The following is a 3,479-nucleotide window of genomic DNA, read 5'->3' on the forward strand; positions in this document are numbered from 1 at the left end:
GCCCGGGCCGGCTCGGGGGGGACCGGGCCCGGGGCGTCGTGGCAGGGCGTCCGCCGGTCAGGGTCCGTACGGGCGCCGTGGTGCGGGGCGGGCCGGACGGCTGGCGTCCGGCCCGGTGGGGCGGGTCAGGCGGGGGCCCGCCCGGTGGCCGGGGCGGGTGCGCCCGGCGCGGCACCGTCCTTGCCGACGCGGTGCAGGTCGATGGTGCGGGTCTCGCGCATCGACAGGTAGACGACGAGGGAGACGGCGGCGCATCCGGCGACGTACCAGTAGTAGCCGGATTCGATGCCGCCGTTCTTGAACCAGAGGGCGACGTACTCGGCGGTGCCGCCGAAGAGGGCGTTGGCGATGGCGTACGGCAGGGCGACGCCGAGGGCGCGGATGCCGGTGGGGAACAGCTCCGCCTTCACACAGGCGTTGATCGAGGTGTAGCCGGTGACGATGACCAGTGCCAGCAGCGAGAGGCCGAGCGCGGGCCAGAAGGAACCGGCGTGCCGCAGCAGCGTCATGATCGGCACGGTCAGGAACGTCGAGCCGATCGCGAAGGTGATCAGCAGCGGACGGCGGCCGATCCGGTCGGAGAGCCGTCCTGCGAACGGCTGGAGGCACATGAAGAGGAACAGCGCGCAGAAACTCACCAGCGACGCCGTGGACTTCTCCATCCCGGCGCTGCCCGAAAGGTACTTGGTGAGGTACGTCGTGTACGTGTAGTACGCCACGGTGCCGCCCATGGTCAGCGCGATGACGAGGAACGCCTCACGCTTGTGGGCCAGCAGCGCCTTGAGGGTGCCACGGTCGGGGTCGGTGGCGGCGTCCTCGTCGGCGGCGTAGACGTCGGTCTCCAGCATGTTGCGGCGCAGGTAGAAGACGATGGCGGCGCCGAGCGCGCCGATGATGAACGGGATGCGCCAGGCCCAGCTGTGCAGCGCCACGTCGGACAGGGTGCGCTGGAGGACGATCAGCAGGCCGAGGCCGAGGAGCTGGCCCGCGGTCATCGACACGTACTGGAAGCTGGAGGCGAAACCGCGCTGCCCGGGGGCGGACGCCTCGGTGAGGTAGGTGGCGCTGGCCGCGTACTCACCGCCGACGGAGAGGCCCTGGAGCATCCGGGCGATCAGCAGGACGGCGACGCCGCCGTAGCCCGCGACGGCGTAGGTGGGGGCGACGGCGATGAGGACCGCCGAGGCGGACATCAGGGTGACGGTCAGGGTGAGCGCCGCCTTGCGGCCCTTGCGGTCACCGACCCGGCCGAGCAGCCAGCCGCCGACGGGGCGCAGGAAGAAGCCGACCGCGAAGATCCCCATGGTGTTCATGAGGTTGGCGGTGTCGTTCCCCTTGGGGAAGAACGCGTCCGCGAAGTACACCGCGAAGCTGGCGTACACGAACCAGTCGAACCACTCGACCATGTTCCCGGCCGAGCCGACCCAGATCTTCTTCCACTGTTCTCTCCCCATAGCCGATCACGGTCGCCGACCGGCGGCCGCTCGGCAAGAGCAACGTCCGCAACGATCCCGCGTACTTGAGTGCGTTGCGTTCGCGGGCGCAGGACATGGGGGACGCGCCCTACGCCGGACCCAGCGTCTCGTCGAGGAATTCCCCCACATGCGCGCGGACCGTGGCGAGGTCCGTGCCCGGCAGGCCGACGACGAGATGGGTGGCGAAGCCGTCGAGGAGGGCGCGTATGCGGGGGGCGAGGCGTGCGGCGTCGACGCGGCGGAAGGTGCCGTCCGAGGCGCCCTCGGCCCTGAACGCACTGCGGGGGGCCCCCCCGGCCGGGGGGGGGGGCGGGGGGGGGGCGGCCCGGGGGGCGGGCCGGGGCCCCCGAGGGGGGGGGGCTTCGGGGGGGGGGGCGGGGGGGGGCTCCGCGGGGGGGTTGGGGCCGGGCGGCGCCCCCCTCGCCCCTAACCCCACGGGGGCCCCCCCCGGGGGGGGGCGCCCCCCCGGTGCGAGAGCGGCCGGTGCGGCGGAACGGATCAGCCGAGGGGGTGCATCCAGCCGTGCGGGTCGGCGGCGGCGCCGGTCTGGATGTCCAGCAGCGCCCTGCGGAGCTTCATGGTGACCTCGCCGGGCTGCCCGTCGGCGACATCCCAGGCACCGTCGGCGGACTTCACCGAGCCGACCGGGGTGATCACCGCGGCGGTGCCGCAGGCGAAGACCTCGGTGAGCGTGCCGTCGGCGGCGCCCGCCTTCCAGTCCTCCACGCTGATCCGCTCCTCGGCGACCTCGTAGCCCAGGTCGGCGGCGATCGAGAGCAGCGAGTCGCGGGTGATGCCGGGCAGCAGCGAACCGGTCAGCGCCGGGGTGACGATGCGGTTGCCGAACACGAAGTAGAGGTTCATGCCCCCCATCTCCTCGATCCAGCGGCGCTCGATCGCGTCCAGCCAGACGACCTGGTCGCAGCCCTGCTCGGCGGCCTGGGCCTGGGCGACCAGCGAGGCGGCGTAGTTGCCGCCGGTCTTGGCGGCGCCGGTGCCGCCGGGCACCGCGCGGACGTACTCCTTCGACAGCCACACCGAGACCGGCTTCACGCCACCGCCGAAGTAGGCGCCCGCCGGGGAGGCGATCACGAGGAACATGTACTCGTTGGCGGGCTTGACGCCCAGCCCGACCTCGGTGGCGATCATGAACGGCCGCAGGTACAGCGACTCCTCACCGGAGGCGGGCACCCACGCCTTGTCCTGGGCGACGAGCGCGTCGCAGGCGGCGATGAACGTCTCGACGGGCAGCTCGGGCATGCCCAGACGGCGCGCGGAGTCCTGGAAGCGGCGGGCGTTGGCGTCCGGGCGGAAGGTGGCCACGCTGCCGTCGGGGCGGCGGTACGCCTTCAGCCCCTCGAAGATCGTCTGCGCGTAGTGGAGGGTCATGTTCGCCGGGTCCATGGAGAGCGGCGCGTACGGCACGAGCTGGGCGTCGTGCCAGCCGCGGCCCTCCGTCCACCTGATCGTCACCATGTGGTCGGTGAAGTACCGGCCGAAGCCCGGGGCCGAAAGGATCCGCTCCCGCTCGGCGTCGGACAGCGGGTTCGCGGAGGGCTTGAGTTCGATCGTGGGCATCGTCATGAATGCGTGTCCTTCACTGCGTCTTCCGGAGCCGGGCGGCCCAGCCGGCGGGGCCGGGATGCTCGGGGTGCGGCACCGGTGCGGTTGTTGCGGCCGCGCGCCCCGGGCGTGGGGTGGTCCCTGGCGTCAGGGGCGCCTCGTCGTCGCGGCCGACGGTCCATGTCCGATTATCGCTCGTGGGTGTCCGAGCGCGGAACGGGCGTGCGCGGGTCCCGTTGACCGGCGCAACGCCGGTACGGACCGGTTCGTCGGCGAGGGTCCCACCGAACCGGTGGTACGTACACGGGACATCCGTGCAGGGGATGTACGACACCACGGAGCGGGGGGGGGGGGGGGGGCGGGGCGGGGGGGGGGGGGGGGGGCGTGGGGGGGGGGGGGGGGCCGCCCCCCCGGGGGGGGGGGGGGGGCCCCAAAGACAGA

3 protein-coding genes are annotated in these 3,479 nt (G+C 73.2%); all 3 read right to left on the reverse strand.

What is annotated here, in order from left to right:
* Positions 1-125 precede the first annotated feature (125 nt).
* Complete coding sequence (locus tag ACFWWQ_RS20985) at positions 126-1,454, reverse strand: MFS transporter (protein ID WP_384598270.1); 1,329 nt, start codon at positions 1,452-1,454, stop codon at positions 126-128.
* Between the two features lie 109 nt (positions 1,455-1,563).
* A complete protein-coding gene (locus tag ACFWWQ_RS20990) occupies positions 1,564-1,911 on the reverse strand; it encodes a TetR family transcriptional regulator C-terminal domain-containing protein (protein WP_384598272.1) in 348 nt (115 codons plus the stop codon).
* A gap of 62 nt (positions 1,912-1,973) precedes the next feature.
* Positions 1,974-3,059 carry a branched-chain amino acid aminotransferase gene (locus tag ACFWWQ_RS20995; protein ID WP_384598274.1) on the reverse strand — a complete coding sequence of 362 codons (1,086 nt, stop codon included), beginning with the start codon at positions 3,057-3,059 and terminating at the stop codon, positions 1,974-1,976.
* Positions 3,060-3,479 lie beyond the last annotated feature (420 nt).

This window comes from Streptomyces sp. NPDC059080, from assembly GCF_042739975.1.
Taxonomy (GTDB): Bacteria; Actinomycetota; Actinomycetes; order Streptomycetales; family Streptomycetaceae; genus Streptomyces; species Streptomyces benahoarensis.